Here is a 24,506-nt window from a genome sequence, read left to right as displayed (position 1 = left end):
CGCGGTCGACCGAACGGCCGGCGGTCACGGGGATCCGTCCGTCAGCCGAACGGCCGGCGACCGCGGGGATCCGTCCGTCAGGCGGACGGCCGACGGTGGCGCGCCGGTGGAACCCCGGCGCGCCACCTCAGGTCGTCAGCGGGCCGGGACCAGGGTGCGCTTTCTCGACGCGTAGATGTCGTCGATCAGCCGGTAGGAGCGGGCCTGCTCGGCGGTGAAGATGCGGTCGCGCTCGAGGTCGTGCCTGATCTCCAGCGTCGTGCGCCCGGTGTGCCGGGCCAGGATCTCCTCCTGCTGGTCGCGCATGCGCAGGATCTCGCGGGCGTGGATCTCCAGGTCGCTCGACTGGCCGCGCGCGCCCTCGGTGGCCGGCTGGTGGAGCAGCACCCGCGCGTGCGGCAGCGCGGCCCGCTTGCCCGGGGTGCCCGCCGCCAGCAGGACCGCCGCCGCCGAGGCGGCCTCCCCGATGCAGACGGTGTGGATCTCCGGCCGGACGAACTGCATGGTGTCGTAGATAGCGGCCATCGCGGTGAACGACCCGCCCGGCGAGTTGATGTAGATGTTGATGTCCTGGTCGGGGTCGATCGACTCCAGCGTGAGCAGCTGCGCCATCACGTCGTTGGCGGACGTGTCGTCGATCGGGGTGCCGAGGAAGATGACCCGGTCCTCGAACAGCTTGTTGTACGGGTTCATCTCCTTGATCCCGTAGGAGGTGCGCTCCGTGAAGGAGGGCAGCACGTAACGTCCGCTCATCTCAGTTGAGCCCTTCGGCGATGTGGTCGACGAAGCCGTACTCCAGCGCCTCCTGGGCGGTGAACCAGCGGTCGCGGTCGGAGTCGGCCTGGATGCGCTCCAGCGGCTGGCCGGTGTGACGGGCGATCAGCTCGGCCAGCCGGCGCTTGGTGTAGAGCAGATTCTCGGCCTGGATCTGGATGTCGGCCGCCGAGCCGCCGATGCCGCCGAGCGGCTGGTGCATGACGATCCGGGAGTTGGGCAGGGCGTAGCGCTTGCCCGGCGCGCCGGCGCACAGCAGCATCTGGCCCATGGAGGCGGCGAAGCCCATCGCCACCGTCGCCACGTCGCACGGGATGAACTGCATCATGTCGTACAGTGCCAGGCCGGCCGACACCGAACCGCCCGGCGAATTGATGTAAAGCGTTATGTCACGCTTGGGATCCTCGGCCGCGAGCAATAGCAGCTCGCCGCAGAGCCGGTTGCAAATGTCGTCGTCGACCTCCTGGCCGAGAACGAGGATTCGTTCCCTCATGAGCCGCTGACTGAGCTGGTCGGGCCACTGGGTGCGGGTGGTTTCGCTCACGGATCGCCTTTCTCCCGGACTATTTCTCCGACGCTAGACCCGGGCCGTACGCGTGACCCCGCCTTTTCGCTGGGGGCGCATTTCTCTAAAGGCGCATTCTTCCGTGAGCGAATAACCGTCGACAGGCGAAGACGAATGTGAGAAAGGCGCCCATCGAAAAGGTGAGGGTCAGAGCGGCGGCTCGTCGCCCTGATCGTCGCCGGGAGAGCGGCCGGGGGTGCCCCCGCCGCTGTCGGTGGGCGACGGCGTGGGGCTGGGCGAAGGCTGGCGCGGCTCCGGGCTGGCGGGGCTCGGCGGCGGCGACGGCTCGAAGTTGGTGGGCGGCAGCGGCCTGGGCATCGGGTCGGCGTCCTGCCGGCCCAGCAGCAGCAACAGCAGGATCGTCACGAGCAGGAGCACCAGCACGGCGAGCGCCAGCGCGGCGAACAGCACCCGCCGCGCGGTCTCGGTCAGCGGGCGCCGGCCCGGCGGCGGGGCGGGCAGCGCGGGCGAGCGGTCGGTCAGCCAGTAGGGGACGAAGTCGGGGCCGTGCGCCAGGCCGATGAACGTCCCGCCGACCATGACCGGCTCCAGGAACCGCTCGGCTCCCGGCCGGCCCGGCACGTACGGCACCGCCACCCAGGGCGCCCGGCCGGTGTCCATGGCGAGCACTTGGGGCGCCCCGTCGAGCACGGCGGCCCGTGACCGGGTGGCCCGTTCGAGCCAGCCCCGCACGCCGCCGTGCGCGGTGGCCTCCCGGATCGCGGTGACGAACCGCTCGCGCGCCGCCGCGTCCAGCGCCGCCCCCCGGGTGAGCACCGCCAGCGAGACCGCGCGCCCGTCGGCCGCATGGGCGAGGTACACGAAGCCGGCCGAGCCGGTGTGCAGACGCGCCTGCACCTGGAAGGGCCCCAGCCGGGGCGGATCGCCGTACTGCAGCGGAACTGCCACGTTTGCCATGAAAGCACAGACGTGGCGTCGTGCACGTTTGCGGCACGTTTGGTGGAATGGGCGTCATGAGCGTCGCCGAAGAGTTGCCAGGCGGAACCGACGCGGCCGTGCTGCGTCAGACCCTCGACGAGGTCCGGCGGGTCATCGTCGGGCAGGACCACATGGTCGAGAGGCTGATCGTGGCCCTGCTCGCGCGCGGGCACTGCCTGCTGGAGGGAGTCCCGGGCGTCGCCAAGACCCTTGCCGCCTCCACCCTGGCCACCGTGGTGGGCGGCACGTTCGCCCGCATCCAGTTCACCCCCGATCTGGTGCCGAGCGACATCGTCGGCACCCGGGTGTTCCACCCGTCCAACGAGAAGTTCGACGTCGAGCTGGGCCCGGTGTTCGTGAACTTCCTGCTCGCCGACGAGATCAACCGCGCCCCGGCCAAGGTGCAGTCGGCGCTGCTGGAGGTCATGGCCGAGCGCCAGGTCACGCTGGCGGGCGTGACGCACGAGCTGCCCAGGCCGTTCATCGTGCTGGCCACCCAGAACCCGATCGAGTCCGAGGGCGTCTACCCGCTGCCCGAGGTGCAGCGCGACCGGTTCCTGTTCCGCGTCCGGGTGCCGCATCCCAGCGCCCACGAGGAGCTGGAGATCCTGCACCGGATGAGCGTCACCCCGCCCTCGCCGGAGCGGGTGCTCGACCCGCAGCGGTTGATGGCCCTGCAGGAGGCCGCCGAGCAGGTCTCGATCCACCCGCTGGTCGCCGACTACGTGGTGCGGCTGGTGATGTCCACCCGCGCCCCGGCCGAGTACGGCGTGCCCGACCTGGCCGAGACCATCGAGATCGGCGTCAGCCCGCGCGCGACGCTCGGCCTGGTCGCCGCCGGGCGGGCGCTGGCGCTGCTGCGCGGCCGCGACTACCTGCTGCCCGACGACGTACGGGACGTGGCCGTCGACGTGATGGGGCACCGTCTGATGCTCACCTTCGACGCGCTGGCCGACGGCGTCGATCCCGAGCAGGTCGTCCGGCAGATCCTGCAGGCCGTGCCGCCGCCTCTCGTCGTCTGGAACCAGAGCCGTTGACGGCCACCGCGGAGCAGGCGCTGCGCCGGCTGGAGCTGCTGGTCACCAGGAAGCTGGACGGCCTGCTGCACGGCGCGCACCAGGGGTTGCTGCCCGGGACGGGCAGCGAGTCGGGCGACAGCCGCGTGTACGTGCCGGGCGAGGACGACGTGCGCCGGATGGACTGGGCGGTGACCGCGCGCACGACCGTGCCGCACGTGCGGGATCTGATCGCCGACCGGGAGCTGGAGACGTGGGCGCTGGCGGACCTGTCGCCGAGCATGGACTTCGGCACCGCCGACACCGACAAGCGCGATCTGGTGGTGTCGGCGGTCGGCGCGATCGGGTTCCTGTCCAGCCGGATGGCCGACCGGTTCGGCGCGCTGGTGATCCACGACGAGTTCCTGCACCGGATGCCCGCGCGCACCGGCCGTCCCGCGCTGTACGGGCTGCTCCACTCGTTGATGGACGCGCCGCGCGGCCGGCCCGTGCCCGACCCTCCCGACCTGGCCGAGGGCATCGAGGTGCTGGCGGCGACCCGGCGCAGGCGCGGCATGCGGGTGATCGTGTCGGACTTCCTCGACGCCCGGCCGGAGCTCGACCCCGACGCCGAACGCCCGTGGGAGCGGCCGATCCGCCGGCTCGCGTCCCGCCACCAGGTGCTGGCGGTCGAGGTGATCGACCCCCGCGAGCTCGAACTGCCGGACGTGGGCCGGGTCGCGTTCGCCGACCCCGAGACCGGGAAAGTACGCGAAGTGCATCTTTCGCCCAAAGTCCGCCGTGACTACGCCGAGGCGGCCGCCCTGCAGCGGGAGGGCACCAGGGCCGCGCTGCGCCGGGCCGGCGTGGCGCACCTCGTGCTGCGCACCGACCGGGACTGGGTGTTCGATGTGGCACAGTTCGTGCTACGCCAGCGCCGCATCGGCCACCTCGCCCGCCGGAGGGTGACGTGACCGAGGGCGCCGAGGCGACCACCGGACCCGGCGACGTGGCCACGAAGGAGGCGTCATGACGTTCCTCGCCCCCGCCTGGCTGTGGTTGTTCCTCCTGCTGGCCCTGCTGATCGCGGGCTACGTGGCCGCGCAGCTGGCGCGGCGCCGCTACACCGTCCGCTTCACCAACCTGGCCCTGCTCGACCTGGTCGCCCCCGCCGGGCCCGGCTGGCGGCGGCACGTGGCCCCGCTGCTGTTCCTGGCCATGATGGCGCTGCTGGTCATCGGCGCGGCCAAACCCGCCGACCAGGTCAAGGTGCCGCGCGACCGCGCCACCATCATGGTCGCGCTGGACGTGTCGCTGTCGATGGACGCCGACGACGTCCAGCCCGACCGCATCACCGCCGCCAAGGCCGCCGCCCAGGCGTTCGTCAGCGAGCTGCCCGACCGGTTCAACGTGGGCGTGGTCTCCTTCGCCCGCTCGGCCAACGTCGTCATCTCCCCCACGACCGACCACCAGGCCGTGGTCACCGCCATCGGCAACCTGTCGACCCGCCCCGGCACCGCGATCGGCGAGGCGGTGTTCAACGCGCTCGACTCGGTGCGCTCCTTCGACCAGGACGCCGCCACCGACCCGCCGCCCGCGGCGATCGTGCTGCTGTCCGACGGCGACAACACCTCCGGCCGCTCGGTCAACGAGGCCATCGACGCCGCCAAGCAGGCGGCGGTGCCGGTCTCCACGATCGCGTACGGCACGCAGGAGGGCACGGTCTCCATCGACGGCCGCCCGGTCAACGTGCCGGTCAACAAGCAGACCCTGCAGTCGCTGTCCGACGGCACCAGCGGCCGGGCCTACTCGGCGGAGTCCGGCAACGAGCTGCGCGACGTCTACGAGCAGATCGGCACCTCGCTCGGTTTCAAGCTGGTCGACCAGGAGATCACCCAGTGGTTCATCGTGGCCGCGATCCTGTGCGGGCTGCTGGTGGCCGGTGCCGCGGTCCTGTTCGGTGCCCGGATCCCGTAACGTTGCGGCCCGTGGCCCACTACTTCTCCGAGCGACCGGGGGCGTCGAGCCGGCCGGGCGTCGTCGACCTCGTGCTGCCCGACCTGCACCTTCGGCTGGAGACCGACAGGGGCGTGTTCAGCCCCGAGCGGATCGACCTCGGCACCCGCGTCCTGCTGGAGACGGTCCCGCCGCCGCCCGCCGAGGGCGACCTGCTCGACCTCGGCTGCGGCTACGGCCCGATCGCCCTCACCATGGCCTCGCGCGCTCCGGAGGCGACCGTGTGGGCCGTCGACGTCAACCGGCGCAGCGTGGAGCTCACGGAGCGCAACGCCCGGGCCGCGGGCCTTTACAAAGTAAGAGCGATGCACGCCGACGAGGTCCCCGACGATGTGACGTTCGACGCCATCTGGTCCAACCCGGCCATCCGCATCGGCAAGCCGGCGCTGCACGAGATGCTCACCCGCTGGCTGACGCGGCTGGCGCCCGGCGGGGTCGCCTACCTGGTCGTGCAGAAACACCTCGGCTCCGACTCCCTGCAGCGCTGGCTCGGCGAGCAGGGCTGGCAGGCCTCCCGCGAGGCCTCCCGGGCCGCCTACCGGATTCTGAGAGTGAAGCGATGAGACGGCAGCTGCGCCCCACCGATGTCAAGCGCCTCAACCGCACCTGGCGCCGCCAGACCGGCAACCGGCTGGCCCTGATCCTGGAGTCGGTGACCGGCCCCTTCAACGTGGGCTCGATCTTCCGCACCGCCGCCGCCTTCGGCGTCGACCAGATCTGGCTGGCCGGCAACGCCACCCCGCCGACCAATCCCAAGGCGGGCAAGACCGCGCTCGGCACCGAACGCCTGGTCACCTGGCACGAAGCGGTGCCCGCCGGCGAGGCGGTCAAGGCCGCCAAGGCCGACGGCTACACCGTGCTGGCCATCGAGCTGACCTCCGAGGCGGTGCCGCTGCACCGGGCCGACCTCGGCCGTGACGTGTGCCTGGTGGTCGGCAGCGAGGACCACGGCTGCTCACCGGCCCTGCTCGACGCGGCCGACGGGGTCTGTTACATCCCCCAGGTCGGACGGGTCGGCTCGTTCAACGTCTCGGTGGCCGCCGCGATCGCGCTGGCCGAGGCCCGACGCCAGGAATGGCAGAATCTCCCCGATTCGTAACCTCATCGTGCATCCACGAAAGGCATACTTCAGGACGTGCTGAGCCGCCGCTTCGCGTTCCTCGACCATCCGGGCCCGCTGGCCTTCGCCCATCGCGGAGGCTCCGCCGAGGGCGCCGAGAACTCCGCCGAGGCCTTCGAGCGATCCGTGCGGCTGGGCTACAGCTACCTGGAGACCGACGCCCACGCCACCTCCGACGGCGTGCTGCTCGCCTTCCACGACCACACGCTCGACCGCGTCACCGACCGGCGCGGCCGGATCTCCGAGCTGCCCTACAGCGCCGTCAGGCGGGCCCGCATCGGCGGCGTCCACGAGATCCCGCTGCTGGAGGACCTGCTCGGCACCTGGCCGGAGCACCGCTTCAACATCGACGTGAAGGAGGCGGGCGCCATCGCCCCGCTGGCCGACGCGATCAGGCGCACGGGCGCCCACGACCGCGTGTGCCTGACCTCCTTCTCCGAGGAGCGGCTGATGCTGGCCAGGGCCGCGGTCGGCCGGGAGGTCTGCTCCGCGCTCGGCCCGCGCGGCGTCGCCACGCTGCGCGCCGCCGCCTCCACCTCCGGCTACGGCCGGCTGCTCACCCGCCTGTCGCGCGCCGGCGTCCCGTGCGCGCAGGTGCCGGTGGGGTTTCGCGGGCTGCGCGTCACCACCCGCAGCCTGATCCGCACCGCCCACGCCATCGGCATGCAGGTGCACGTCTGGACCATCAACGACGCCACCCGCATGGAGCACCTGCTCGATCTCGGCGTCGACGGCATCATGACCGACAACGTCACCGGCCTGCGCGACGTCCTCGACCGTCGCGGGCTGTGGCATCCCGGCCACCTGGCCGCCTAGGAGCGACTGGACACCATGCCCGTACCCGCACCCCCCGCGGTTCCTGACGACCCCGCCCACGACTCCCCCGTCGCCCGCAGGCGCGAGCAGCGGGCCTGGTACTTCTACGACTGGGCCAACTCCGCCTTCTACACCACGATCGTCTCGGTCTTCCTCGGCCCCTACCTGATCGCCGTGGCCAAGACCTCCGCGTGCGCCACCGACTTCCCCTCGGTCGCCGCCGCCACCTGTGCGGACGACTTCGACGCGCTGGTCGCCGCCGACCCGGGGCTCGGCTACGTCGACGTGCTCGGCGCCGACATCCGGCCCGCCGCGTTCTTCGGGCTCACGCTGACCGTGGCGGTGTTCCTGCAGATCGTCTTCCTGCCGATCGTCGGCGCGCTGGCCGACCACACCGGCCGCAAGCGCGAGCTGCTCGGCGGGTTCGCCTACCTCGGCGCGCTGGCCACGCTCGGCCTGTTCTTCGTCGAGGGCGACCGCTACCTGCTGGGCGGCGTGCTGTTCGTGCTGGCCAACCTGGCCTACGGGGCCTCGGTCGTGGTCTACGACTCGTTCCTGCCGCAGATCTCCACGCCCGACGAGCGCGACGGCGTCTCCTCGCGCGGATGGGCGATCGGCTATCTGGGCGGCGGGCTGCTGCTGGCCCTCAATCTGGTGCTCTACCTGCAGCACGAGAGCCTGGGCCTGTCCGAGGGCATGGCGGTGCGGATCTGCATGATGTCGGCCGGGCTGTGGTGGGCGACGTTCACCCTGATCCCGCTGCTGCGCCTGCGCAACCGGCCGGTCCCGCCGCACGAGACCACCGCGCTGCGCTCGGTCGGCGGCAGCTTCCGCCAGCTCGGCCGCACGCTGAGGGAGCTGCGCCGCTATCCGCTGACGCTGCTGTTCCTGGTGGCGTACCTGGTCTACAACGACGGCATCCAGACGGTCATCGGCAACAGCGCGGCCTTCGCCTCCGAGGCCCTCAAGCTGGACCGGACCGTGCAGATCAGCGCGATCCTGATGGTGCAGTTCGTGGCGTTCTTCGGCGCGCTGCTGCTCGGCCTGCTGGCCCGCCGGTTCGGCACCAAGCGCACCGTGCTCGGCAGCCTGGTCGTGTGGACGGTGATCGTGGTCAGCGCCCTGTTCGTCGAGGAGGGCGAGCCGGTCCAGTTCTACCTGCTGGCGCTGGCGATCGCCATCGTGCTGGGCGGCACCCAGGCGCTGTCGCGCTCGCTGTTCTCGCAGGTGATCCCGAAGGGCCGGGAGGCGGAGTACTTCAGCCTGCTGCAGATCAGCGACAAGGGCTCGGCCTTCATCGGCGCGCTGACGGTGACGATCGCGCTGCAGCTGACCAACAGCTACCGCATCGCCATCGTCTCGATGATCATTTTCTTCGTCCTGGGGTTCGTGCTGCTGGCGCTGGTCAATCTGCCCAAGGCGATCCGCGCCGCCGGCAACGAGGTGCCCGAGCGCATCTGACTCACCGCCGGAGGGGCCCGGCCGCGCACTGTCCGAGCCGGGCCCCGGAGAGACCGCTACTCTCTTGTGGTGACTCAGAAACCATAGAAGAGTGTTCGCTGACGTGGCAGAACGCACTTTCAGTGACGGGGGAACGCGATGGCGACCAAGCAGTTCACCGGCTCGTCCGACGAAGCGGACCTGAGGCGCGCCGACTCCCTGGCGCGGGAGATCTTCTCGGATGTCGCCAACAAGTGGGCGTTGCTGATCATCGAGGTCCTCGGTGAGCGCACCCTGCGCTTCAGTGAGCTGCGGAACGAGGTCGAGGGCATCAGCCACAAGATGCTCACCCAGAACCTGCGCATGCTGGAGCGCAACGGTCTGGCCGAGCGAAAGGTGTACCCCACCGTGCCGCCGCGGGTCGAGTACACCCTCACCGAGCCGGGCCGAGCCCTGCGAGCGATGGTCGATCTGATCTGCGACTGGACCCACCAGCACTTCGGTCACATCGAGGGCGCCCGCCGCCGCTTCGACGCCTGACGACTCGGAGGACGCCCGGGGTCGAGTGGTCACAGCTCTAAAGAGAGAGCACCGCTCTTGACATCGACACTCTCCGGCGAGAGCATTGCTCACATATCAGAGCGATGATTTCCATCCGATGGAGCGCCATGAACCCCCGACTCACCTCCCTGGCCCTCGCCGCCGGCGGCGTGCTGTTCCTCGTCTACCCGGCCGTGCGGCCCTCCGGCGACGACGCCGCCGCCATGGCCTCCACTGCCTGGATCACCGGCCATCTGGCCGCCATGATCGGTTTCATCCTGCTCGCCCTCGGCCTGCTGGGCCTGCACGGGCTGCTCGGCGACCGGCTGTCCCTCCGGGCGGCCGTGGTCACCTGGATCGGCGCGGGGCTGACCCTGCCCTACTACGGCGCGGAGGACTTCGGGCTCAGCGTCATCGCCCGCCGGTCCCTGCGCGACGACGCGCCGGCGCTGATGGAGCTGGCCCAGGAGTTCCGCTACGGGCCGGTGGCCGTGTCCATGTTCGCCGCCGGGCTCGTGCTGCTCGGCGTGGGGACGGTCATGGCCGCGGTGGCGGTCGGGCGTTCCGGCGTACTGCCCGCGTGGAGCGCGGCCCCGCTCGCGCTCGGCTTCGTGCTGTTCGTCCCGCAGTTCTTCGGGCCGTATCCGCTGCGGATCGCGCACGGCGCGCTGATCGCCGCCGGCGGTCTGTGGCTGGCCTACGGGGTGTGGCGCTCACGCGCCGCCTGAACCTTCGGCGCTCGCGACCCGCCTACCAGGGTGGCGCCGCTTCCGCGTCAACTCCTGGGGGCCGAAGCGATTGGATCACGCCGCGGGTGGGAATCCCATCACGGTACCAAGCGTTAGACACCGTGGGAGACAGACCCCCTACGCATGGGGGCCCTGTAGGAGGCATTTAGACATGGGCGAGCGCGCACTTCGTGGCACCCGGCTCGGGGCAACCAGCTACGAGAACGACCGTAACACGGATCTGGCCCCACGCCAGGAGGTGCCCTACACCTGTCCTAAGGGCCATCGCTTCGAGGTTCCGCTTGCCGCCGAGGCCGAGATTCCCTCGACCTGGGAGTGCCGGATGTGCGGCGTCACCGCCGTACGCGTCGACGGCGAGCAACCGGAGTCGAAGAAGACCAAGCCCCCGCGGACACACTGGGACATGCTCCTGGAGCGGAGGTCCATCGAGGACCTGGAAGAGGTGCTCAACGAGAGGCTGGCCGTCCTGCGGGCCCAGCGTCGCAAGAGCGCCTGACACATCTCACGGTACGAAACCCCCGGGCGGTCGCCCGGGGGTTTCGCTGTGCCTGAAGTGCCGCGACCGAGGCTCCGCCCGCTTACCGGGGGTCGCCTGATCCGTGGTCGGACCGGATCGCCGCCGGTCCCGAGGCGCGCTCCTCGCGGCCGGAGTCACGACCGGGGTCACCGCCGGGGCCACGGTCGTCGCGGATCACCTCACCGTGCACCACCCGGCCGCCGCGCGGCCCGTGGTCCGGCGCGCCGACGCCCTGCGGCGGGAACAGATGGGTGTACGGCGAGGCGGCCGCCATCCGCTTGACCCGGCGCTCGAAGAACCAGGCGCCCAGGCGGCGCATCACCGGCCGGGTGAACGGCAGCACGAACGCCAGCCCGACGAGGTCGCTGAGGAAGCCCGGCAGGATCAGCAGCATGCCGCCCACCAGGACGAGACCGCCCTCGGACAGCTCCCGGTCCGGCATCCGGCCCGTCTGCAGCGCCTCCTGCAGCACCCGCCACGCCCGGCGCCCCTCGCGGCGCACCAGCCACGCGCCCAACGCGGCGACGGCCATCAGCACCGCCACGGTCGTCCAGCCGCCGATGGCCGAGCCGACCTGGATCAGCAGCCAGATCTCCAGCACCGGGATGGCCAGGAAGGCCAGAAAGAGCAGCAGCCGCATCGTTTCCCTCGATTCCGCACACGTGCGTACAGCAGGAACAACGCCCGGCGCGGCCGAACCGTTCCGGATCAGGCCCTGCTGCCCCGCAACCGGCCGGGCAGTCCGGTGACCCCCCACACGAAGATCCGCCAGAACGCCTCGGCCATGATGCGGCCGTTCATCTTGCTGGTGCCGACCGTCCGCTCCACGAACGTGATCGGCACCTCCACCACCCGCAACCCGTGCTGGGAGGTGCGCAGTGTGAGGTCGACCTGGAAGCAGTAACCCTGCGACTGGACGTCGGCCAGGCCCACCTTCTCCAGGGTCGCCGCCCGGTAGGCGCGAAAACCCGCGGTCGCGTCGCGCACCGGCAGGCCGAGCATGATCCGTGTGTAGATGTTGGCGCCCCTGGACAGCAGCTCGCGCGAGGCCGGCCAGTTGACCACCTTGCCGCCGGGCACCCAGCGCGACCCGATCGCCAGGTCGGCCCCCTCCTCCAGCGCCCGCAGCAGGCCGGGCAGCTCCTCGGGCTGGTGGGAGCCGTCGGCGTCCATCTCCACCAGCACGGTGTAGCCCTCGTCGAGGCCCCATCGGAAGCCCGCGATGTAGGCGGCGCCCAGCCCCTGCTTGGCCGGCCGGTGCAGCACGTGGACGTGGTCGTCCTTGGCGGCCAGCTCGTCGGCGACGTCGCCGGTGCCGTCGGGGCTGGCGTCGTCGGCCACCAGCAGGTGGGCCTCCGGCAGCGCGGCCCGCAACCGCTCGGCGATCGCCGGCAGGTTGTCACGCTCGTTGTAGGTCGGGACGATGACGAGCACCCGGCCGAGAGTCTCCATGATCAGTCATTCCTCATCGGGTCGTCCTGCCGCCTGCCTCTCCACGCGGCACCGGCCGCCACCACTCCCATCAGGGCCAGGGCCCACTCGGGCAGCGCGCCCAGCCTGGTCGCGACGGTGGTCTGGGTGCGCACCGGCACCGTGACCACGTTCATGTCCGCGACGAGCTCGCGGGTCTGCCAGGAGACCTTACCGTCAGGCGTGACGTAGGCGGAGATGCCCGTGGTGGCGGCCGTCACGACCGCCCTGTTGTGCTCGACCGCGCGCAGCTTGGACATGGCCAGTTGCTGCGGCGGCAGATTGGACTCGGCGTAGCTGGCGTTGTTGGTCTGCACCACCAGCGGCGTGGCGCCGGTGCGCACCGTGTCGCGCACCGTGCCGTCGTAGGCCACCTCGTAGCAGTTGACGGCGCCGATCGTCACGGGCCCCATCTTCAGGTCGCCGGGCCTGGTGCCCGCCACGGACTGCCTGCCGACCAGGTTGGCCCGCTCCCACAGCGCCAGCACGATCTCCTTGAACGGGGTGTATTCGCCGAACGGCACCAGGTGCCGTTTGTCGTAGTAGGCGCCGGGCCCGGTCACCGGGTCCCACACCAGGCTGCGGGTGGCGCGGTGCTCGTCGCCGATGGCCACGACGGCGCCGACGAGCGTGGGCACGCCGACGTCCTTGACGGACTCGTGGATGATCTCCCGCGCGCCGGCGTCGCGGTAGGGGTCGATGTCGGTGGAGTTCTCCGGCAGCACCACGAGGTCGGGCTTGGGCAGCCTGCCCTCTCGTACGGCCTGCGCCAGCCTCTTGGTCTCGTTGGCGTGGTTTCTGAGGACGACGGCCGGCTCGTCGCCCAGGATGTACATGCCACGGCCGGGCACGTTGCCCTGCACGACGCCGATGTTGACGGTGCGGCCCTCGTCGCCCGGCCTCGGCACGGCCAGGCCCAGCACCGGAACGGCCAGCGCGAGCGCGAGCGGGACCAGCCGGCGCGCCGGCACCGGCCCCGCCCGTCGCGCCGGAGGCGCCAGGGCCGCCCGTCCCCACGGCAGCGCGCGGGCGATCAGGGCGCCGCACAGGGCGACGGCGAACGACACCAGCGGGGCGCCGCCCAGCGCCGCGTATCCGGTGAACGGCGACTCGCCCTGGCTGAAGGCGGCCCGCGCCCAGGGAAAGCCGCCGATGGGCACCAGGCCGCGCGCCCACTCCATGGCCACCCAGAGCCCGGCGAACCACAGCGGCCACGGCCGCAGCCGGAACACCGGCGCGGCGAGCACGGCCAGCGCCGCGTAGAACAGGCTCTCGACGCCTACCAGCATGATCCAGGCGTCGACGCCGATCGTCCGCACCCAGGCGAGCGTGGGCAGCAGGAACACGGCGGCGGCCAGATAGCCGAGCCAGGCGGCACGGCGCGGGCGGGAGCCGCGCAGAGCCGCGACGATCAGCGCGATGCCGAGCGGCGCGCACACCCACCAGTCGAGCGGCGGGAAGGCCAGGAACAGCGTCGCCCCGCCGGCCACGGCGGCCGCCACGCGCGCGGCGAGCGCCCGGCCGGACTCCACCGTGCGCGCCCCGCCACCACGCTCACCGTGTCCGGGGCGGGCCGGGTCCGGCGCGGGGCCGGGAGCGGCGGGAGTGGCCGGGGCGTGCGCAGGCCGACCGTCGCCCGACGGTAGGCCTGTCCTGTCCTGCACCACTCCGGTCTCTCCTCAGCGCGTCGCGTGCCTGCTAGCCGAAACGGTACCGCCCTCCGGCGGACGATCGGTCGTCCCGGCGGGACGAGATCGAAAACAGGGGCCCCAGGCGTTCACAGGAGTCTCTGACGGCTTCGCGGGCCCGGGTCAGCGTCAGGGACCGGATGCGGCCGAGCGGGGCCTGGGGGCCCTCTGGGGCTTCGCAGGGGGGCCCGGCGGCGCGGTGAAGGGCGGCGGACGGGCCGGCGACTGGGTGATCCCGCGGTAGACGAGGCCGTGGGACCACCCGGCGCTTGATGGCGATCCGGCGCACGAGAGCGGGAAGAGGGCCCGGAAACCCTTCGGACCGGACCCGTCTCGTCGGCGGCGAGCGCGGAATTCCGTTGTCTACTGGGCTCCCGGGCCCGTCCCGGGTCCAACCCCCCGCCCGGTTGGGGTGCCCCGACTCGACGGACCGACGGCCCTGCACCTGGCTGTGTGGACGGAGTCACGCTCCGTCACGGACGCAGGATCCGACGATGTCAGAGACGGCCAACCGGCCAAGTCCCGTGCTGGACTGCGCAGCAAACTACCGACTCCACCTCAGATGTCAACCGTGTCCCGATCAGCAGAAACATCAAGTTTTCGCAGGTAGGACATGCCGGGGCCGCCTCGTCCAAAGCCGGTTATAGCCCATTAGTCGCCTCCCGCCCGCGCCTTGGCAAGCCGCTCAGCGCCTCCCCCGGCGGCTGGTCGTACACGATGCCGAGCCGCTGGGTGGCGCGGGTCAGCGCGACGTACAGGTCGCTGCGGCCTCGTGGTGACTGCGCGGCGATCAGGGCGGGCTCGGCGACGATCACCGAGTCGAACTCCAGCCCCTTGGCGTCGGCGACGCCAAGCACCGCCACGGGCGCGTCGAGCGCCGCGGCGCCCCTGCCGCGACCTGCGCCGGGCGCGATCACCTCGGCGCCCGCCACGGCGGCGCGGACGGTCTCGCCGACCGGCTCCAGCAGCGCGTCGGGCACCACGACCGCGATCTTGCCGCCCTCGCCGATCTCGGCCTTGACCAGCTCGGGCAGCGCGGCCATGGGCGCCGACCAGGGCTCGGCGCCGGTCTCGCGGACCGAGGCGGGCGCCTCGAGCGACGGGTCGATGGTGGCCAGCACGCGGGCCGCGACCGCCATCAGCTCCACCGGCGTGCGGTAGTTGACGGTCAGCCGCTCCTGCCGCCAGCGCCCGGCCACGTAGGGGTCGAGCACCTCCTTCCAGGAGCGCGCCCCCGCCGCCGAGCCGGTCTGCGCGATGTCGCCGACGATCGTCATCGACCGGGTGGGCACCCGCCGCATGACCGCGCGCCAGGCCATCGGTGACAGCTCCTGCGCCTCGTCCACGATGACGTGGCCGTAGGCCCAGGTGCGGTCGGCCGCGGCCCGCTCGGCGGTCGTCAGGTAGGGGCCCTCGCCCCGCTGGCGCTCGGCCAGCCGTTCGGCCTCCATGACGTCGGACAGGCCGGTCAGCTCCAGGACCTCGCGGGCGTAGGCCACCTCGGACTCGCGCTCGCGCTCCTCCGCCTGCCTGGCGGCGGCCAGCTCCTCCTCCGCCTGCAGCGCCGTGGCGCGCAGCACCTGCTCGTCGATCTCGCCGAGCAGCTCGGCGGCCTCGTCGAGGAGCGGCACGTCGGACTCGGTCCACTCACCGCCGCGGGCCGCCGGGTCGCGGCGGAGCAGGGCGCGTTCGGCCGGGGTCAGGGCGGAGGCGGCGTGGCCGAGGCGTTCGGGCGAGCCGTACAGGCCGAGCAGCAGGCGCTGCGGGGTGAGGTAGGGCCACAGGCGGTTGAGCGCGGACTTGACGACGGGCTCGGTGCGCAGCTCCTCGCGCAGGTCGGCCAGCTCGTCGTCGTCGACGAGCCCCTTGCCGAGCCGCTTGGCGGCCTGCCGGGCCAGCGCGTTCAGCAGGGATCTGACGAACACCGCGCGCGCCTGGTTGTGCGGGCGGCGGGTACGCACGGCCTTGTTGCGGGCCGCTTCGAGCAGGTTGCGGTCGAGGGTGAGGGTGTGGCCGCCCAGGTCGAGCTCGATGGGCTTGCGCGGCACCCGCTGCCGGTCGCGGACGGCCCGGGCGAGCACCTCGGCCATCCGCGGGTCTCCCTTGAGCGCGGCCACCTCGGGCCGGTCGCGGGCGGTCGCGGTCACTCCGGGGTAGAGCTCGCCGACCGTGGACAGCAGCACGTCGGTCTCGCCGAGGGAGGGCAGCACCTGCTCGATGTAGCGCAGGAACATGGGGTTGGGGCCGAGGATGAGCACCCCTCGGCGCTCCAGCCGCTGCCTGTGGGTGTAGAGGAGGTAGGCGGCGCGGTGCAGGGCCACGACGGTCTTGCCGGTGCCGGGGCCGCCCTGGACCACGAGCACGCCGTTCAGGTCGGCGCGGATGACGCGGTCCTGCTCGGCCTGGATGGTGGCGACGATGTCGCGCATCCGGCCGGTGCGGTGCTCGTCGAGCGCCGCCAGCAGCGCGGCCTCGCCGTTGAGGGTGGCGCGGTCGTCGTCGCTCAGCGCGTCGAGGTCGAGCAGGTCGTCCTCGACGCCGATGACCGCGCGGCCCTTGGTCTGCAGGTGGCGGCGACGGGTGACGCCCATCGGCGCGGCCGGGGTGGCGCGGTAGAACGGCTGCGCGACCGGTGCGCGCCAGTCGATGAGCAGGCGGTCCTGCTCGTCGTCGGTGAGGCCGAGCTTGCCGATGTAGAGCCGGCCCTCGTCGACGTGGTCGAGGCGGCCGAACACCAGGCCCCGCTCCACGGCCCACAGCCGGGCCAGCCGCGAGGCGTACATCTCGGCGAAGGTGTCACGCTCGGACCGGTTCTGCAACGTGCCGACGGCGCCGGTGGCCAGCACGTCCTTGAGGCTGCGCTGGGTGCGGTCGCGCAGCACGTCAAGGCGTTCGTAGAGGCGGGTGACGTACTCCTGCTCCCTTACGAGCTCTGTTTGACGCGTTGACACCAGACCATTATTGTTATTAATGGGACACTCCGGGCCATTCTGTTTGTTGTTGCGACAAACGACGACATTAGCATGCCGGTCGAGTCACACACATCCTCGCGCCTGCCGCCCCCGCCCGCATCCCGTCCTCCCTCTTGAGGCGGCAGTGGTCCGGTCAAACCCGGGTCAGGCGGGGGTCTGGCCGCCGAGGTCGCCGTCGCCGGCCACGTCGGGGGCCCGATGCTCGTAGGGGGTGCTCAGCACCACGGTGGTGCGGGTCGAGACGTTGGCCGAGGCGCGGATCTGCTGCAGCAGGTCCTCCAGCGCCACCGGTGAGGCGACGCGCACCTTGAGGATGTAGCTCTCGTCGCCCGCCACGCTGTGGCACGCCTCGATCGCGCGCAGGTGGGCCAGCCGGTCGGGGGCGTCGTCGGGCGCGGCGGGGTCGATCGGCTTGATCGACACGAACGCGGTGAGCGGCAGGCCGACCGCGTCGTGGTCGATGATCGCCGCGTATCCCCGGATGACTCCGCGCTTCTCCAGGCGGCGCACCCGCTGGTGCACCGCCGAGACCGAGAGCCCGGTCTCCCTGGCCAGATCGGTGAAGCTCATCCGGCCGTCTCTGGCCAGCAGTGTCACGATCCGGCGGTCGATCTCCTCCATCGGTCAAAAGTAGCGGCTCTTGGTCACGACCTGGTCCCGACCGGGGTGGCGGCCCTGCGCATGGCATGCTCCACGAGCGTGATGAGCACCTCCTTGCCCGAGTCGCGCCTGCGCGCGTCGCAGCGCACGATCGGGATCTCGGGCTCCAACTGGAGGGCCGTCCGCACCTCACCGACCGTGAAGGGGCCCGCGCCGTCGAAGCAGTTGAGCGCCACCACGAACGGCGTGTCGCGGCGTTCGAAGTAGTCGAGGGCCGGAAAGCAGTCGGCCAGGCGGCGACTGTCGGCCAGCACGACCGCGCCGAGGGCCCCCAGCGTCAGGTCGTCCCAGACGAACCAGAACCGCTCCTGGCCGGGCGTGCCGAACAGGTACAGCATGTAGTCGTCGCGGATCGTGATGCGGCCGAAGTCCATGGCCACGGTCGTGGTGGGTTTCGCCTCGACGCCCGACAGGTCGTCGACGCGCGCGCCGACGTGGGTCAGGGCCTCTTCGGTGCGCAGCGGCCGGGTCTCGGAGACCGCGCCGACCATGGTGGTCTTGCCCGCGCCGAATCCGCCCGCGATCAGGATCTTGATCGCGGTCGGCAGTCTCCATCGAAGATCAGTACGACCAAAGTCCATCGAGCACCACCTGTACATCGCTTCGCGGCGAGGCGTCGGCCCCGTACGCGTGCACACATCCGCCCTGAGGGCCTTGGTCAGCGAACCTGTCAAGGCGCAGGAAGAGATCGATCTATACGGCTGACATCGAGACACCATAGCAATGCCACAAATTCCACTCAAGACGCTAAGCAGTGCAAGATTCAATATGTCACGATTGTTGCCTTCCGCCCCTCCCGTTCGTCCGCCGCCCACCCGAGTGTCAAGAGGCTTGTCAGGGCCGCCGCGCGCCGGTGCCCCGGGCCCGCGGCCCGGGGCACCACGGGATCAGAAGTCGGCGTCGAAGCTGACCGAGCCGGTCACGCCCACCTGATAGGCCGAGACCCGGCGTTCGAAGAAGTTCGCCAGTTCCTGGACGTCCTGCAGGTCCATGAAGGCGAACGGGTTCTTCGCCCCGTACAGCGGCTCGATGCCGAGCTGGGCCAGCCGCCGGTCGGCCACGTGTTCCAGGTAGGTCCGCATGTCCGCGATCGACATGCCCGGCACGCCCTGCCCGAGCAGGTCCTCGGCGAACCGCGCCTCACAGTCGACGGCCTCGGCGAGCATCTCCCTGACCTGGGTGGCCAGCTCCTCGTCGAACAGGTCCGGCTCCTCCTGCCGCACGACGTCGACCACGTCGAAGGCGAAGGCCATGTGCATGGACTCGTCGCGGAAGACCCAGTTCGTGCCCGAGGCCAGCCCGTTGAGCAGGCCGCGCGAGCGCAGGAAGTAGACGTAGGCGAAGGCGCCGTAGAAGAACAGGCCCTCGATGCAGGCGGCGAAGCAGATCAGGTTGAGCAGGAAGGCCCGCCGGTCCTCCCGGGTCTCCAGCCGGCGAAGATCACCCAGGGAGTCGATCCAGCGGAAGCAGAACTCCGCCTTGCGCCGGATGGAGGGGATGTTCTCCACGGCGGCGAACGCCGCGAAGCGCTCCTGCTCGCCGGGCACGTAGGTGTCGAGCAGGTTCAGGTAGAACTGGACGTGCACGGCCTCCTCGAACAGCTGCCGCGACAGGTACAGTCGCGCCTCGGGCGCGTTGACGTGCTGGTAGAGGTTGAGCACCAGGTTGTTGGCCACGATCGTGTCGCCGGTGGCGAAGAAGGCGACCAGGCGGCTGATCAGATGACGCTCGGCTTCCGACAGTCGCCGCAGGTCCTTGAGGTCGGAGTGCAGGTCCACCTCCTCGACGGTCCAGGTGTTCTTGATCGCGTCGCGGTAGCGGTCGAAGAAGAGCGGGTAACGCATGGGCCGCAGGGTCAGGCTCATGCCCGGATCGAGCAACATCAGGTTCTCCTCGGGGTCGGTGCCGCTCACTGGCAGGCCTCGCAGGACTCGGGGTTCTCCAGCGAGCAGGCGAGAGCCTCCTCGGAGGTGTTCACGACGGGGACGGTGGCCTGCTGGATGCGGGTGGCCGGACGTGAGCGCAGGTAGTAGGTGGTCTTCAGCCCGGACTTCCAGGCGTACAGGTACATCGAGGAGAGCTTGTCGATGGTCGGGGCGCTCATGAACAGGTTGAGCGACTGGCTCTGGTCGATGTACGGCGAGCGCGCGGCCGCCATGTCGATCAGCGCCCGCTGGGGCAGCTCCCAGGCCGTGCGGAACAGCCTCCGCACGTCCTCCGGCAGCTCGGCGATGCCCTGCACCGAGCCCTCGGCCTGCTTGACGGCGGCCCTGATGTGTTCGGTCCACAGCCCGCGCGCCTTGAGCTCGGCCACCAGCGCGCTGTTGACCTGCATGAACTCGCCGCTGAGGGTCTCGCGCTTGAACAGGTTGGACACCTGCGGCTCGACGCACTCGTAGCAGCCGGCGATCGACGCGATGGTGGCGGTGGGCGCGATCGCGATCAGCAGCGAGTTGCGCAGGCCATGGGCCGCGATGCGCCCACGCAGCTCGGCCCAGCGCTCGCCCTGGGTGCCGCTTTCGCCCCACAGGTCGTGCTGCAGCCTTCCCCGCGCCGCCCAGGTCCGGTCATAGGCGGGATGGGCGCCGAAGCGCTCGGCCAGACCCGCCGACGTCTCCAGCGCCGACAGGTAGATCTCCTCGGCGATCCGGGTGGACAGCTCCTTGGCCTCGGCCGAGTCGAACGGCAGCCGCAGGGCGAAGAACACGTCCTGCAGCCCCATCACGCCCAGACCGACCGGCCGCCAGCGCGGGTTGCTCGCCGCCGCCTGCTCACTCGGGTAGTAGTTGACGTCGATCACGCGATCCAGGAAGGTGACCGCGGTGCGCACGGTCGCGCGCAGCCGCTCCCAGTCGATGCCCCCGTCGGCCACATGCGCGGACAGGTTGACGGAGCCGAGGTTGCAGACGGCGGTCTCGGCGTCGCTGGACACCTCGATGATCTCCGTGCACAGGTTGGACAGATGCACCACGTTGCCGGGCTCGGCCGCCTGGTTGCACAGGCGGTTGGCGGCGTCCTTGAAGGTCATCCAGCCGTTGCCGGTCTGCGCGAGAGTACGCATCATCCTGGCGTACAGGTCGCGCGCCCTGACCTGGCGCACGTACCGGCCCGCCCGCTCGGCGGCGCGGTAGACCTCGTCGAACGCCTCCCCCCACAGATCGGGCAGCTCGGGCAACTCGTCGGGGTCGAACAGCGACCACATCCCGTCGGCCTCGACCCGGCGCATGAACTCGTCGGGGATCCAGTTGGCCAGGTTGAGATTGTGCGTGCGGCGGGCGTCCTCGCCGGTGTTGTCGCGAAGCTCCAGGAACTCCTCGACGTCCGGATGCCACGGCTCCAGGTAGACACAGGCCGCGCCCTTGCGGCGACCGCCCTGGTTGACGGCCGCCACGGAGGCGTCAAGGGTCCGCAGCCAGGGGACGATGCCGTTGGAGTGTCCGTTGGTGCCACGGATCAGGGCGCCGCGTGAGCGCACCCGCGACCAGGCGATGCCGATCCCGCCGGCGAACTTCGACAGCCGGGCGACCTGGGCGTAGCGCTCATAGATGGAGCCCAGCTCGTCGCGGGGCGAGTCGACCAGATAGCACGAGGACATCTGGGTGTGGCGGGTGCCGGAGTTGAACAGCGTCGGCGAGCTCGGCAGGTAGGCCAGCGACGACATGAGCCGGTAGAACCCGATCGCCTCGGCGGGTGTCCGGGCCAGTCCGCACGCCACGCGCAGCAGCCAGTACTGCGGTGTCTCCAGCGTCAGCCGGGTGGACGGGTGGCGCAGCAGGTAGCGGTCGTAGACCGTGCGCAACCCGAAGTACTCGAACCTCAGGTCCGCGGCCGGGTCGATCGCGTCGTCGAGTTTGCGGGCGTTGGCGTCGACGAACTCCAGCGTGGCGTCGCCGATGAGCCCTTCGGCGTGGGCCACGCGGATCGCCTGACTGAAGGAGGCCACCCCCTGCCCATGGACCTCCTTGCCGATGGAGCCGGACAGCAGCCGCGCCGCCAGGCGTGAATACTGCGGTTCCTCCCCGATCATCTCGGCGGCGGTCCGAATCGACAGCCGGTCCAGCTCGGCGGTGGTGGCACCGTCGTACAGGCCGCTGATGGTCCTGGTGGCGACCCGCAGCGGGTCGACGTCGGTCAGATCGCCCGCCCAGCGCTCCACCGCGCGCACGATCTTGCTGACATCGACCGGTTCGGTCCTGCCATCGCGTTTACGCACCCGCATCCGGACACTGCGCGGCGCGGGCCCCTCCCCGTCCGCCGGCGCCCTCTCGGTGAGGTCGGTCGATGCGTCCCCGGTGACCGTCACTGTTCTCTCCTCGCGAACTCGGTCATGAACCGAGAACACGCGCGGGAGGCCGCGGCAGGGACGCCGCACAGCCCTGGCGCCGGTGCCGTCGGCCGTCCCGCGCGGCCTCGGAGCAGCCGCACACGCATGATCGTGTACGGCGCGCCGGCAGGTCTTCGGACTCGTGGGCGCGTCCCTCACGCCTACTGGCCGTCGCTTCCCGGGCCTCGTGGCCCAGTGCGTCTGACGGCGGTCGTTCCCACTCACCGCTGCGGGGCAGTCCCGGATTCTCACCAGGTTCCCTCTTGCCTCGGCCGCCTGTAGAGGCGGCCGAACCGGCTGCAGCAGACACCATATATAGGGGGCGATCAAAAGTCACACCCAACATGTCGTACCGAGGCCGGCTTCACGGGAAGTCGTCCGGCTCGCCAGGCCGAAGCCGGACGGGCGCCCCGGCCAGAGCCGCGCGCGGCGGGCCGCTAGCCCGAGACGCCGTTGTAGCCCGCGTGGAAGCCGATCTGCCGCCGCAGGTAGGCGGCCGCTCTCGGGCTCCGTTCGCGCAGCGGCCCGATCAGCTCGGCCGACTCGCGCTCCAGGCGCGCCATCGCGTCGGTCACCTCCGCGCGGTCGACGCCGAGCATGAGCACGTTGAGGTCGCCCCAGGAGACGTCCCTGCGGTAGGAGGCGAGGTCACCGAGGAGGTGCAGGTAGCGCTGCACGTGCGCGCTCACCGGGCGCAGCTCGGTCAGGTGCCGCCTGGCCCAGTCGTCACCCGCGTAGATCCAGTGCGACAGGTCCACGAAGCACGACCCGCGGCTGTCGGCGTTGTCCAGGTAGCCCTCCAGCGAGGGCGCCCGCCGGGTGTCGCGCCAGACCCACGCCCGGGTCATCGCGCTCAGCATGGCGTCCAGCTGGTCTCGCCAGAGCTCCTTCAGGTCCTCGAACTCCTTGACCCGGTCGAGCTCGTCGCGCAGGTCGGCGAGGAACCTGGTGACCGCCGCCCTGGGCACCGCCCCGTCGGCGACCGCCAGGCACTCGCGCACCAGGGCGTTGACCTCGCCGCGCCTGGTGAAGGTGTGGTCGATCAGCCGGTCGACGGCCAGCACCCAGATCGCGGCCCTGTTGGCCACCTTGAGCCCCTCGGCGCTGGTCCACGGCGAGGTGAACGCGCCGGCCAGGGACATCCCGGTGTAGAAGTCGGTGTCGAAGGCCGCCGCCGGGAACAGCCCGGTGTACATCTGGGCGCAACGCCGCAGATCTCTGCCGCATTCGGCGGCCAGCGCGCAGGTCCTGCCGAGCTCGAACGCCACGTCCAGCTCGTCGTCCGGCATCTAGAGCCGCTCGATCGGCACGCGGATCATGGGCGACGACCCCCACTGTCCGGATGAGTGTCCCATTGTAGGGAAGTCTCACATGATCAACGGCGTCCGATCAAGGCGCTGGACGGCCTCATCGTCAAATCTGCCGAGGCCGGAGACCTCCCCTTCTGGGGGTGGAGGGGAACACCTCAGCCTGCCCCGATGGCGACGAAGGAGACGTCGTCTCCGCGGGCGGCCGCGAGCGCCTCGGCCAGGGTGAGCCCCCGCCGCAGCCCCTCGTGCAGTCCCACCATCACCGGTACCGCGGCCTCGTCGTTGACCGGGACGACGCTCGCCACGATGCCGGCCGTGCCCAGCCGGAGCAGCGCGGTGGCCAGGCCGAGCACCTCGTCGGCCCCGACGGGGGCCATCTGCCCGGAGTCGCAGCTCGACAGCACCAGCCGGTGCGGCGCCCGGCCCAGGCCCTCCAGGTCGTGCGCGGTCAGCGGCCCGTCGTCGACCAGCAGGGAGGAGAACAGCGGGCTGTCGGCGCGGAACGTCCCGTGCGCGGCCAGGTGGGCCAGCCGGCAGCCGTCGACGGCCGACAGCACGGCGCGGGCCGTCGCCGAGCCACCGCCCAGCACCGTGGCCTCGTCGTACAGGGCGGCGATGGCGCGCACCTCGCCGTCGGCGGCGGCCATGCCGGGACCGCGCACCAGCACGACGGCGCCGTCCTCGGGCGGGACCGCCGCACGCGCGCGCAACCAGGCGGCGGCCGACGGCGCGACGTCGAACACCCGGCGGCGCAGGGACGACAGCAGCGCCCAGGGTGCGCCGTGCAGGATGCCGGGCGGCACGATGACGACCGGGCCGTCGCCCAGCCGGGCGGCCACCGGCCCCAGGACGCTCGCGTCGAGGCGGCGGCCCAGCTCGCCCAGCTCCTGCCGGTCCGGCTCACGCTGGTAGGCCAGGCGGCGCAGCCTCGACCGGGCGAACTCGATCTCGGCGACGGCCGCCGCCACCGGGCCCACCTCGAACCTGCGGACCCGGCCGCCGCCGCACAGCAGCGCGTGCAGGACGCCGTCGACCACGACCAGCTCCACGAGCCGCGCCCCGGCGCGCGGGCCGTCGCCGAGCGCCGCCAGGATCAGGCCGGCGTCCGGCGCGACCGCGCCACGGCCGTACGGGCCGCGCACGCGCAGGGTGAGCTCGCGGACCTGCGCCTCCAGCCGTTCGCGATCCCGTTCGAGGGTGGCCGCCGACGCCGCGCCGTCGGAGCGGGCCCGGTCGAGCAGGTGGTCGGTCTCGCGCAGCGCGGCCAGGCGGGCGAACAGTTCGGGATCCTCGGGCGGGCGGACGGCCGGCACCGCCAGCGCGGTCGCCCGCCACCGCTCGGTCCAGGCGAGCAGCTCGCGGGCGCCGCCGGAGCGCACCCAGTGGCGCTGCGCGAGCCTGGCCAGCTCCGCGCCCTGCGCGGTGGCCCGGGCCCGCAGCTCGGCGGAGCCGAAGGTGAGCCGGTGCTCCTCGATCAGCGCCAGCCCAGCGCGGCAGGCGTGCAGCAGCCGCCGCGGCCGGCCCGCCGCCCGCGCGCGCAGCGCCTCGGCGAGCCAGCCGGCCGCCCGCGACGCGGCGGGGCCGCGGTGCCGTGCCCTGGCGGCGACGCCC

At 71.6% G+C, this 24,506-nt stretch carries 23 protein-coding genes and 1 riboswitch; of the genes, 10 read left to right on the top strand and 13 right to left on the bottom strand.

Annotation, left to right across the window (positions count from 1 at the left end; all coding sequences use genetic code 11):
* Positions 1-135: 135 nt before the first annotated feature.
* The 3 genes from IEY82_RS29715 to IEY82_RS29705 form a co-directional block, all read right to left on the bottom strand.
* A complete protein-coding gene (locus tag IEY82_RS29715; protein WP_189127562.1) occupies positions 136-753 on the bottom strand; it encodes an ATP-dependent Clp protease proteolytic subunit in 618 nt (205 codons plus the stop codon).
* Between the two features lies 1 nt (position 754).
* On the bottom strand, positions 755-1,267 hold the full coding sequence (locus IEY82_RS29710) for a ClpP family protease (protein WP_229697726.1): 513 nt from the start codon (positions 1,265-1,267) through the stop codon (positions 755-757).
* A 219-nt stretch (positions 1,268-1,486) separates the two neighbouring features.
* Positions 1,487-2,257, bottom strand: coding sequence for a hypothetical protein (locus IEY82_RS29705; RefSeq protein ID WP_189127560.1), 771 nt, complete (start codon positions 2,255-2,257; stop codon positions 1,487-1,489).
* A 56-nt stretch (positions 2,258-2,313) separates the two neighbouring features.
* Here IEY82_RS29705 and IEY82_RS29700 point away from each other — a divergent pair, with 56 nt between their 5' ends.
* From IEY82_RS29700 to IEY82_RS29655, 10 genes are all read left to right on the top strand, one after another.
* The gene (locus IEY82_RS29700) at positions 2,314-3,315 is read left to right on the top strand and encodes an AAA family ATPase (protein WP_189127559.1); all 1,002 of its coding nucleotides are present in this window, start codon (positions 2,314-2,316) and stop codon (positions 3,313-3,315) included.
* The gene (locus IEY82_RS29695; protein ID WP_225263665.1) at positions 3,312-4,247 is read left to right on the top strand and encodes a DUF58 domain-containing protein; all 936 of its coding nucleotides are present in this window, start codon (positions 3,312-3,314) and stop codon (positions 4,245-4,247) included. Before IEY82_RS29700 ends, IEY82_RS29695 begins: the two co-directional genes overlap by 4 nt.
* Positions 4,248-4,302: 55 nt before the next feature.
* Entirely contained in the window at positions 4,303-5,250 is a 948-nt protein-coding gene (locus tag IEY82_RS29690) for a VWA domain-containing protein (RefSeq protein WP_189127558.1), read from the top strand.
* Between the two features lie 11 nt (positions 5,251-5,261).
* Positions 5,262-5,852: a class I SAM-dependent methyltransferase gene (locus IEY82_RS29685; protein ID WP_189127557.1), complete on the top strand. Its 591-nt coding sequence runs from the start codon at positions 5,262-5,264 to the stop codon at positions 5,850-5,852.
* Entirely contained in the window at positions 5,849-6,388 is a 540-nt protein-coding gene (locus IEY82_RS29680; protein ID WP_189127556.1) for a TrmH family RNA methyltransferase, read from the top strand. The genes IEY82_RS29685 and IEY82_RS29680 overlap by 4 nt, the downstream gene beginning before the upstream one ends.
* Before the next feature lie 36 nt (positions 6,389-6,424).
* Entirely contained in the window at positions 6,425-7,225 is an 801-nt protein-coding gene (locus tag IEY82_RS29675; RefSeq protein WP_189127555.1) for a glycerophosphodiester phosphodiesterase family protein, read from the top strand.
* Between the two features lie 15 nt (positions 7,226-7,240).
* A complete protein-coding gene (locus tag IEY82_RS29670) occupies positions 7,241-8,686 on the top strand; it encodes an MFS transporter (protein ID WP_189127554.1) in 1,446 nt (481 codons plus the stop codon).
* 138 nt (positions 8,687-8,824) lie between these two features.
* A complete protein-coding gene (locus IEY82_RS29665; protein WP_189127553.1) occupies positions 8,825-9,205 on the top strand; it encodes a winged helix-turn-helix transcriptional regulator in 381 nt (126 codons plus the stop codon).
* Between the two features lie 128 nt (positions 9,206-9,333).
* Positions 9,334-9,933 carry a hypothetical protein gene (locus IEY82_RS29660; RefSeq protein WP_189127552.1) on the top strand — a complete coding sequence of 200 codons (600 nt, stop codon included), beginning with the start codon at positions 9,334-9,336 and terminating at the stop codon, positions 9,931-9,933.
* Between the two features lie 172 nt (positions 9,934-10,105).
* A complete protein-coding gene (locus tag IEY82_RS29655; RefSeq protein ID WP_189127551.1) occupies positions 10,106-10,450 on the top strand; it encodes an RNA polymerase-binding protein RbpA in 345 nt (114 codons plus the stop codon).
* 82 nt (positions 10,451-10,532) lie between these two features.
* Here the strand turns inward: IEY82_RS29655 and IEY82_RS29650 are convergent, their stop codons facing one another.
* From IEY82_RS29650 to IEY82_RS29605, 10 genes are all read right to left on the bottom strand, one after another.
* Positions 10,533-11,111, bottom strand: coding sequence for an FxsA family protein (locus IEY82_RS29650; protein WP_189127550.1), 579 nt, complete (start codon positions 11,109-11,111; stop codon positions 10,533-10,535).
* Positions 11,112-11,179: 68 nt separating this feature from the next.
* Positions 11,180-11,923 carry a polyprenol monophosphomannose synthase gene (locus IEY82_RS29645; protein WP_189127549.1) on the bottom strand — a complete coding sequence of 248 codons (744 nt, stop codon included), beginning with the start codon at positions 11,921-11,923 and terminating at the stop codon, positions 11,180-11,182.
* A 2-nt stretch (positions 11,924-11,925) separates the two neighbouring features.
* Positions 11,926-13,605, bottom strand: a complete 1,680-nt coding sequence (lnt, locus tag IEY82_RS29640) for an apolipoprotein N-acyltransferase (protein ID WP_225263664.1) — start codon at positions 13,603-13,605, stop codon at positions 11,926-11,928.
* Between the two features lie 665 nt (positions 13,606-14,270).
* Positions 14,271-16,580, bottom strand: a complete 2,310-nt coding sequence (locus IEY82_RS29635; protein ID WP_189127548.1) for a HelD family protein — start codon at positions 16,578-16,580, stop codon at positions 14,271-14,273.
* 165 nt (positions 16,581-16,745) lie between these two features.
* Complete coding sequence (locus tag IEY82_RS29630; protein ID WP_189127547.1) at positions 16,746-17,222, bottom strand: Lrp/AsnC family transcriptional regulator; 477 nt, start codon at positions 17,220-17,222, stop codon at positions 16,746-16,748.
* A gap of 23 nt (positions 17,223-17,245) precedes the next feature.
* Positions 17,246-17,842: a GTP-binding protein gene (locus IEY82_RS29625; protein WP_189127546.1), complete on the bottom strand. Its 597-nt coding sequence runs from the start codon at positions 17,840-17,842 to the stop codon at positions 17,246-17,248.
* A gap of 306 nt (positions 17,843-18,148) precedes the next feature.
* Positions 18,149-19,174, bottom strand: a complete 1,026-nt coding sequence (locus tag IEY82_RS29620; RefSeq protein ID WP_225263662.1) for a ribonucleotide-diphosphate reductase subunit beta — start codon at positions 19,172-19,174, stop codon at positions 18,149-18,151.
* Positions 19,171-21,564 (bottom strand): ribonucleoside-diphosphate reductase subunit alpha, encoded by a 2,394-nt coding sequence (locus IEY82_RS29615; protein WP_225263659.1) that lies wholly within the window; start codon positions 21,562-21,564, stop codon positions 19,171-19,173. The genes IEY82_RS29620 and IEY82_RS29615 overlap by 4 nt, the downstream gene beginning before the upstream one ends.
* Before the next feature lie 128 nt (positions 21,565-21,692).
* A riboswitch (cobalamin riboswitch) is annotated at positions 21,693-21,898 on the bottom strand.
* A 124-nt stretch (positions 21,899-22,022) separates the two neighbouring features.
* Entirely contained in the window at positions 22,023-22,874 is an 852-nt protein-coding gene (locus tag IEY82_RS29610; protein ID WP_189127545.1) for a terpene synthase family protein, read from the bottom strand.
* A gap of 176 nt (positions 22,875-23,050) precedes the next feature.
* A partial coding sequence (locus tag IEY82_RS29605) for a CHAT domain-containing protein (RefSeq protein WP_189127544.1) occupies positions 23,051-24,506 on the bottom strand: 1,456 nt, incomplete at its 5' end.

It is taken from the genome of Nonomuraea cavernae, from assembly GCF_014646355.1.
Taxonomy (GTDB): Bacteria; Actinomycetota; Actinomycetes; order Streptosporangiales; family Streptosporangiaceae; genus Nonomuraea; species Nonomuraea cavernae.
The sequence above is the reverse complement of the archived record's forward strand: the minus strand, read 5'-3'. Positions and strand labels throughout refer to the sequence as shown.